Source organism: Kitasatospora sp. RG8, assembly GCF_017813315.1.
Taxonomy (GTDB): Bacteria; Actinomycetota; Actinomycetes; order Streptomycetales; family Streptomycetaceae; genus Kitasatospora.
Genome location: NZ_JAGIYX010000037.1, coordinates 78,574 through 86,500, shown reverse-complemented (window position 1 = coordinate 86,500; position 7,927 = coordinate 78,574). Strand labels below are relative to the sequence as shown.

The 7,927-nt window shown below is 75.0% G+C and carries 5 protein-coding genes; all 5 read left to right on the top strand.

The window, feature by feature from the left end:
- Positions 1-473 precede the first annotated feature (473 nt).
- The 5 genes from J5Y04_RS35935 (at position 474) to J5Y04_RS35915 (ending at position 7,713) form a co-directional block, all read left to right on the top strand.
- Positions 474-950: a hypothetical protein gene (locus J5Y04_RS35935; protein WP_209416731.1), complete on the top strand. Its 477-nt coding sequence runs from the start codon at positions 474-476 to the stop codon at positions 948-950.
- A 56-nt stretch (positions 951-1,006) separates the two neighbouring features.
- Positions 1,007-3,337, top strand: coding sequence for a tetratricopeptide repeat protein (locus J5Y04_RS35930; protein ID WP_209416730.1), 2,331 nt, complete (start codon positions 1,007-1,009; stop codon positions 3,335-3,337).
- 623 nt (positions 3,338-3,960) lie between these two features.
- The gene (locus J5Y04_RS35925) at positions 3,961-4,398 is read left to right on the top strand and encodes a hypothetical protein (protein WP_209416729.1); all 438 of its coding nucleotides are present in this window, start codon (positions 3,961-3,963) and stop codon (positions 4,396-4,398) included.
- 202 nt (positions 4,399-4,600) lie between these two features.
- On the top strand, positions 4,601-5,092 hold the full coding sequence (locus J5Y04_RS35920; RefSeq protein WP_209416728.1) for an FBP domain-containing protein: 492 nt from the start codon (positions 4,601-4,603) through the stop codon (positions 5,090-5,092).
- A 299-nt stretch (positions 5,093-5,391) separates the two neighbouring features.
- Entirely contained in the window at positions 5,392-7,713 is a 2,322-nt protein-coding gene (locus J5Y04_RS35915; protein WP_209416727.1) for an FUSC family protein, read from the top strand.
- The last annotated feature ends 214 nt before the right edge of the window (positions 7,714-7,927 follow it).

The window sequence follows — 7,927 nt, the reverse complement described above, 5'->3', positions numbered from 1 at the left end:
TGGTGGCGGTGGCGGTCTCGTGACGGAAGGTCATGGGTGTCCTTTGGGGGTGTGCGGGCGTGCGGAACCAGGCCCTGGGGGGCGGTGGTTTCGGGGGGCTCGCGGGGTGGGGCACCGGGTGCGTCCGGGTGGTTCGCCGGATGCGCTTCCTGTGGTGGTGGGCCGCGCGTGGTTCAAGGGGTGTCCCGGGATCTACTCGACGGCTTCCCGGTCCCGGTCCCGGTCCCCGGGCCTGTGCCGGGCCGGGCCGGGCCGGAAGATGGATCAACGGTCATCCGCTCGGCTTCCACGGGCGGGCTCCAGGAATCGAGAGGTTACTGACTTCGGCGCTTCGGGGTGACGATTTGGCCGGTGTGCTGACGGGTAGTCATCAGTCCTTGCTCGCCTCCGTAACTGCGTGAAAATCCGCCTGGGCACGGTGTCCGGCTCGCGGTACGGTCGGGGTCACGGTTGTCGACAAGGGGGGACTGCGCATGCTGTCCGAGGCGCTGACCGCGCTGGCGATGTCCGGTGGGACGGCGGTGATGACCGCGGCCGGGACCGAGGCCTGGGAGGGGTTCCGAGGCCGGGTGGCCGCCTGGTTCGGGCGGGGGAACGCCCAGCGTGAGAGCGCCGAGCTGGAGCGGCTGGGCCGGACTGCCGCCGAGCTCGTTGCGGCTGACGGCGGGCAGCTTGAGCGGCTCCGGATCCGCCAGGAGGCCTCTTGGCAGGCCCGGTTCGAGGCGTTCCTGGAGGACCTGCCGGAGGACGAGCGCGAGCGCGCCGGCGAGGCGCTGCGCGAGCTGCTGGCCGAGAGCGCGGTTCAGGCCCAGGTGTCGGCCGGGGACGGCGGTATGGCGGTCGGCGGAAACGTGCACATCGGCGCCCAGGAGGGTTCGGTCGCCGCCGGTGTGATCCACGGGGGCGTGCAGATCGGCCACCCTCAGGTGCCGGATCCGCCCAAGGGCTGAACGGACCGGCCGAGCCAAGCCCGTCACAAACCTCGCCACAGCCGCCGCTCACAGGGGTGCAGGCGAGCAACCACAGCTTCGCCGTCGGCCACGCCGACCAGGTGGCCTACTACGCCGGCCGACATGCTCCGGCGGCCTGGCCGCACCAGGTCGGGGCGGTCCCAACCATCGCGCACTGCTTCCGGCGCCGGGCCGTTCTCGATACTCCCGACACCCCTGCGCACTGCCGGATACTGGTCGGCGCTGCCGGGTCCGGGAAGACCCAGCTGGCCGCGAACGAGGCCCGCGCCGCCTGGCAGGCCGGGCAACTCGACCTGCTGGTCTGGGTCACCGCCGGAAGCCGCGCGGCGATCCTGACCGCCTATGCCCAAGCCATCGCCGAGATCACCGGCCGTGACCCGGCCGATCCGGAGCAGGGTGCGCGGGAGTTCCTGGCCTGGCTCCGGCCGGGCGGGGCCGGGGAGACGGTTCGCCGGCTGATCGTCCTGGACGGTCTGTTCGACCCCGACGACCTGCGTGGACTCTGGCCGCCGGACCAGCCCGTGGGGCGGACGCTGGTCACCACCTGGCGCCGGGACCTGGCCCGCGAGGGGCTTGGCCGGCAGGTGGTCACCGTGCCGTCATTCAGCTCCGCCGAGGCCTTCGACTACCTCACGGCGGTGCTCGCCGCGTCCGGCCGGTTCGAGCCGCCCGAGCAACTGGAGGCGCTCGCCCCCGAGCTGGGACACCTGCCGCTCGCGCTCGCGCAGGCGGCCGCCTACCTGGGCAGCACCGGTCTGAGCTGCGCCGACTACCTGCGGCTGCTCGGCGACGACGGTCAGCGGCTGGCCGACCTCGTCCCGGACCCGGGCGGCCTGCCGGACGAGCAGAGCCTGCCGCTGCCATACGCCTGGGACCTCGCGCTGGAGCGTGCCGACGCCCAGGTGCCGGTCGGGACGGCGCGCATGCTGCTGGAACTGGTGGCGCCGCTGGCTTCCGACGGCATCCCGGCTGCGGTGCTGACCGCTGCGGTCAGGTACCTCGACCGGCAGCGGACCGACCGCCCGGCCGAGGACGCGGAGCCGGACGGGCGCGCCGACGAGACGCTCGCGCTGCTGCACCGGTGGAGCCTGCTCGACTACGACCCGGCGGACCAGGACCGGTCGGTGCGGGTCCACCCGATGGTGCAGCGAGCCGTCCGCGAGGGTGTGCCCGCGAGCCGGGCCGCAGAGCTGGTCGACGTGGCCGCCGACCTGCTCTTCTCTGCGTCCCGGAAGTCGGCGGACGCGGCGAACGCGGGGAGGTTCTACATGGTCCCCCGGCGGAAGCAGGCGCGGCTACCGCGCTCGCGCGTCCTCGACTTCGCCCCCGACGTGCTGCGCTCCAACGTCGAGGCGCTGACCCGCCGCGACCGGGGCCTGATGCTGGGTTCCGGCGAGCCCGGGCTCCGGTGCGGGTGGAGCACCGGTCGGGAACTGCACGCCCTCGTGTTCCGGGTGGGCGACACGCTGGCGGACGACGGCCGGCCACAGGCCGCACTGGAGTACTTCGAAGCGCTGCTGCCGACGACGGCCGACCGGCTGGGCGCCCGGCACGAGTCCGTGACGAAGCTGCGCGGCCGGATCGCACGGTTGCGGGCCGAAGCCGGCGACGTCACCGCGGCGATCGCCGAGTACCGTCGGATGATCGACGACCAACTGGCCCTGCTGGCCCCGGAGTACGAGCTGTACCCGTCCCAGCGGGTCCTCCTGGTCGAGGAGGTCACCGAGCTGCGCCACCGCCTGGCCCACTGGCTCGAACAGGCCGGCGACCTGCCGGGCGTCGCCCGCGTCTACGGTGACCTGCTCGCCGATGACGACTACATCGAGGCCGTCGGCGGACGCAGGGGCCCGCTCGACCCCACCCTGCGCCACGACGCCGCCGAGTGGCAGGGAAGGGCGGGGGACGCGGCCGGGGCAGCGGTCATGTACCGCCAGCTCGTCAACGAGTGGTTCCACCCGCACGCGCCGGTGAACCCGGGCATCTTCGAAACCCGTTTCCGCTTCGGCCACTGGCTGGGCGAGTCGGGCGACGCGCGAGGGGCCGTCACCGTCCTGACCGATCTGCTCAACGACCAACTCCACCTGGAGCAGCGCGAGATCGCCCGGGGCACCCGGAACACGTGGTCCGACCCGTACGCGGTGGCCACCGACCCCGACCGGTCCGCCATCTTCCGCACCCGCGCCGCCCTCGCCCGCTGGCGCGGCCAGTCCGGCGACCCTCGCGGCGCAGTGGCCCTCCTCTCCGACCTGCTGAACGAGCAACTGCGCCTCCTCCGCCCGGACCATCCCGACCTCGCGACCACCCGGCAGGCACTCGCGTACTGGCAGGAGCAATCCCGGGGCAGAGGGTGGCGACGAAGGAGGTAGCCCTTGCCGGCCGCTCACCCCGGTGGCGGCCGGCGCGGGCAGGAGCCGGGCCAGCAGCCAGGGTCGGCGAGCCCTTCAGCCCTTCAGTCCTTCGGCTCCAGAGCTGTGACGGCTTTGGCGGCCGGCGTCACCGACCGCGGCGCTCAAGGTGATGGCGGTGGGAGGCCGAGGGAGAGTCCATGGGTGTCGAGCCGGTCCCGGACCAGCACGATCGGTGCCCTGACCAGCTGGCGGATTCCGTCGAACGGACCGGCGCAGTCGCGCGAGGACCGGCTGCGGCGCTCGCCCTTGCGCCCGATACGGCGCCGTAGCCGGTGGCACGGCCGGGTCCGCGCGCCCGGGCGCCTCGCGAGCAGCCCGGCGACCGGGACCCGACCGGAGCCTCGGCGCAGAACTTCACGATCGGGGTGATGCCACGGCGTCCCCGTGTGAGCCCCTCCGGATCGGCGGGAGGCCTTTCGGCCACAGGGGGACGGTTTACGGACCGTTCTGCCGCCGGCAGCCCCGCTGTGTCCTGGGGGCTTCGGCGCCATGGGAGTATCAATGTCAGATGTGACATATCACATTGTCCACAGGGTGTCGGCCCCACACGGCATGCCTTGCCGACCCTCAGGAGAATCCCCATGAACCGAACCATCCCCGCTCTTTCCACCGTTGCCGCCCTGGCCGTCCTCGGTATGACCGTCGCGGCCGCCCCGGCGGCGGCGGCCGCCCCTGCCACCGTCGCCTCCGCGCCGACCTGCGGCCCGTCCGTGCGGATGATCAACCGGCTGAACACTGTCTGCGTGACGGTCGACGGTCCGTCCGTCCGCGTCTACGGCGTCAGTACGCAGCTGGCCCCCGGGTCCGGCCGGAGCTTCATCTACAAGGTGTCCGCGACCGTCGGCGGGGAGTCGCTCGGCACGGAGAGCGGTTCCGCCTACTTCGGGTCCGGGACCGCCTACGTCGGCGGCCCGAGCGGCGTCGTCCCCTGCGGCTCGACGGTCCGCGCATCGTTCTCGCTGACGGACTTCGGCACGCCCCCGCCCACCTCGGTCGTGGACGTGGCCGTCACCTGCTGACGCCGGCCCGTTCTCCGAGTCCGTTCTCCGGGCCCGCCCCGATGTGCCGCTGCGCGGCCCGGGGCGGGCCCAGGCTCGTCGGCGAGGCCGCTCGCTCCGGGAGCCGGGGTTCCGGGGTCCCGGCCTCTGCCCGGGTGGCGCTGCTAGCCATCAGCCCTTATCCATTTGCCTAAAGGTTTTAGGCAAATTAGCCTTCCATGTCATGAAGCAGCTGGTCGAGCACGACATTCGCAACTCCTTCCTGAACTGCACCAAGGGCGAGGCGAAGCGCCTGAACCTCCCCCGGGACCTGGTCGAACAGCCCTGGGGCGAGCTGGACTTCCTCGGCTGGCGGGACCCGCAGGCCCCGGACCGCGCCTACCTCGTCACCGAACTCGACGGACGCCCGCAGGGGCTCGTGCTGCGCAGCCCGGCCGCCGCCGCATGGCAGGCCCGGCGCAGCATCTGCTCCCTGTGCGTGACCACCCACACCGGCGGCGTCTCGCTCATGGTCGCGCCGAAGGCCGGGCCGGCCGGTCGCCAGGGCAACTCGGTGGGCGCCTACATGTGCAGTGACCTGGCCTGCTCGCTGTACGTGCGGGGCCGGAGGGAGACGGGCTCCGGCGGCCGGATGCCGGAGTCGCTCACGCTGGAGGAGAAGATCCAGCGCACGGTGTCGAACCTCGCCGCGTTCATCGCCAAGGTCACCACCTGACCGTCCCGGGGCCCGTCCACCGGGCCTGCGTCCGGTGGCCCGCCACCCTAGGGTGGAGACGTACGGCCCGGCGTGGCCACCGGTGGGCAGCCCGGCGCGGCTGCGGCCGGAGACCGACGGCGTCGGCCTCGTACAGACCGGCCGCGGACCGGCCTCGTGCGGACCGGCCTCGTACGGACCGCGTCGGCCGCGCGGCCGCGCGGCCGCGCGACCGTGCCACCGCGCCGGCCGCGCCGCGTCGCGGCCGGGTACGGCCGGGTGCGGACGACGACTCCGAACGCCCATGGGAGCGAGGTGGGATGCGCCGCTTGCCGGGCCGGCCCGAGCAGCCGCGCCGCAGCCGCCCCGAGCCGGCGGTGGTGCACCGCGCGGTCCGGGTCACCGCGGCCGCGTGCGCGGGCTTCTACACCTTCCGCTACGGCCTCCACCAGCCGGTGACGGCCACCTACGCGCTGTTCGCGGCGGTCGCGGTCGGGGTGCTGGCCCGGGTCGAGGGCGACGCGCGTGCCCGGGTGCGCACACTGCTGCTGACGCTGCCGTTCGCCGCGGCGCTCGTGTGCCTGGGTACGGCCCTTGCCGTGCACGCGTGGACGGCGGCGCTGGGGATGGCCGGCGTGGGCTTCGCAGTGGCCTTCGGGTCGGTGGGCGGTCCGCGGCTGGTCGGGCTGGCGAACGGACTCCAGCTCTTCTACATCCTCCCGTGCTTCCCGCCCTTCGCCCCGGACACCCTGCCGCAGCGACTGGCTGGCGTCGCCACAGGTCTCGTCCTGCTCGCGGCGGCCGAGCGGCTGCTCTGGCCGGAGCCGCCGCCGACGGACTACCGCGACCGCGTCGCCCGTGCCGCACGGGCGCTGGCACAGCTGGCGGATCTGGCCGCCGCCGAGTGCGCGGGCCGCCGGCCGGCGGCGGCGGACGGGAGAGCAGACGGGGAAGCGGGCGGGAAAGCAGGCGGGGGGACGGGCGGGTCGGCGGTGTCGGCGCGGGCCCTGGCGCTCCTCGACGAGCTGCGGTTCTCCCGGATCCCGATGATGGAGCGGCCCGCCGGGCCCGGCGCGGTCGACCGCGCCCTCGCCCACTGCGCGACCACCCTGCACTACATCGGCGCCGAGCTGTTGCGGGTCCGCCGGCTCGGATCCGTCGGCGGGCCGCACCCGCAGGTGGCCGTCCTGGTGACGGCCACCGCGCAGGCCCTGCGCGCGGCCGGGGGCGGGGTGCGGGCGGGCGGCGGGCCGGTCCCGTCGGCCGCGTCGATCGAGGCGCGGATCGCCGCCTTCGAGGCGGCCCGCACCGCCCCCGCGCCCGCCGGGGTGCCAGCTGCCCCCGCCCGCATCTCCGCCTCCGTCCCCGCCCACACCTCCGCCTCTGCCTCCGCCCCCGGCCTCGGGCGGACGGCGGCGGCCCGGCTGGGGCTCGGCACGGTGGCCCTGAACGCCGCCGAGGGCGCCCGCTTCCTCATCCTCGCCACCCGCACCGCCCGCCACGTGCCGGCTCCGCCCGACGACACGCCCCCCGACCGGCGGCCGGGCCCGTTCTGGTACGCCCACGAACCGGCTGCGATGCTCTGGTGGCGCCGTATCCGCGGCAACCTCACGACCCGCTCGGTGTACTTCCGCAACGCCCTGCGCACGGCCGGTGCGCTGAGCGCGGCCCGTCTGGTGGCCGGCGCCCTCGACCTGACGCACGGCTTCTGGGTCCTGCTGGCGACCCTCACCCTGATGCGCACCAGTGCAGCCGACACCCGGACGGCACTGCGCCCCGCCCTGGTCGGCACCGCGTGCGGCGCCGGCGTCACCGCCGTGCTCCTGCTCGCGGTCGGCGAGCACCCGGTCTTCTACGCTGCCGCGCTGCCACCGGTGATGCTGTTCGCGTTCACCGCAGGCCCGGTGCTCGGGCTGGCCTGGGCGCAGGGGATGTTCACCGTGGTGATCGCCATGGTCTTCACCCAGCTGGCCCCGGCCGGCTGGCAGCTGGCCGAGGCCCGGCTGGTCAACGTGGCCACCGGCGCGGCCGTCGGCATCCTCGCCGGGCTCCTCGCCTGGCCCCGCGGCGGCGGCCAGGACCTGCGGCGGCGCACCGCCGAGCTGCTCGACCGGAGCGCCGCGGCGCTGAGCGAGACGGTCGCCGTCGTCACCGGGACGGGCCCGGCGCGAGGCGCCCTGGCCCGGGCCCGGCACGCCGCACTGCTCACCGAGGCGCAGTACGCCCAGTACCGCAGTGAGCGGCACGATCCGGCCGAGGACGGGCCCGACTGGCAGGCCGCCGTGCTCACCGGGCAGCACACCGTCCGCGGCGCCGAGCCGCTGCTGGCCCGCATCCCGCCCGGTACCGCGGCCGCCGGCCCGGACCGGGCGGCGGCGTTGGTGCGCCGCGCCGACCAGGTGGCCGCAGCGTTCCGCAGCCAGGGCGCAGCCTTGCTGGCGCGCGCCCCCGCCGACGCTGCGGACCGGGCGGTTGCCGACGCGCGGGACGCGCTGCGCGCCGAGCGGCTGGCGGCCACCCGGCTGCCGGCCGAGGCGGCCTCCCTGCACACCGTCGACGTGTCCCTCTGGCTCACCGGGCTGCTCGACGACCTGGCGCGGGTACCCGGCAATGCCAGGCCGGCCCCCGACGGCCCGCACTGACGCCGCACGCACCGCGCCGACCGCACCGCGCCGTCAACGGCATCGCCCGCACCGCGCCGCCCGTACCTACTGCGCACGCACTGACCTCGCCGGTGCTCCCCGCCACCGCGGCCGCCCGCGACGGGTCGTCAGATCGCAGCCGCGGCAGGCAGACCGCGGCCACGGCAGGCAGAAGACCGCAGCAGACGGACCGCCAGTGCGCCGTCCGGCCTCC